Annotated in this window: 1 protein-coding gene; it reads right to left on the minus strand. The window is 66.0% G+C overall.

The window, feature by feature from the left end:
- On the minus strand, positions 1–508 hold a 508-nt coding region (locus NKH03_RS34930), incomplete at its 3' end, for an IS91 family transposase (RefSeq protein ID WP_502913590.1).
- Positions 509–565 lie beyond the last annotated feature (57 nt).

Below are 565 nucleotides of genomic sequence, written 5' to 3' on the forward strand. Positions count from 1 at the left end.
TGCCGCCGCCTGGTACGATCATGTGGACATGCGGATGATGCGTCATTGCCGAGCCCCAGGTGTGGAGGACGGCGGTGATGCCGATGCGCGCGCCGAGGTGCTTGGGATCCGCCGCGATCGTCAGCATCGTCTCCGATGCCGCCTTGAACAGCAGTTCATAGACCAGCGCCTTGTTGTGGAACGCGATGACGGCGACCTCGGCAGGCAGCGTGAACACGACGTGGAAGTATCCGACTGGCAGCAGGTCGGCTTCGCGCTCGGCGAGCCATGTACGGGCGGCCGCGCCCTGACACCTGGGACAGTGCCGGTTGCGACAGCTGTTGTAGGCGATCCGCCATTGGCCGCAGTCCTCACAGGCTTCGACATGACCACCCAACGCAGCGGTGCGGCAGTGTTCGATCGCCGACATCACCTTGAGCTGCTGCAGGCTCAGATGCCCTGCATGGGCGACCCGGTATCCGGGGCCGGCAGCACGGAAGATATCGGCGACCTCCAGGTCCGCGCGCACCGGTTCAGCCGGGAGGCGTCTTGCCTTCCATCAGCGCCATCAGCCGGTCGAGCGGCC

It is taken from the genome of Mesorhizobium sp. M1406 (assembly GCF_040317555.1).
In the GTDB taxonomy this organism is placed as follows: Bacteria; Pseudomonadota; Alphaproteobacteria; order Rhizobiales; family Rhizobiaceae; genus Mesorhizobium.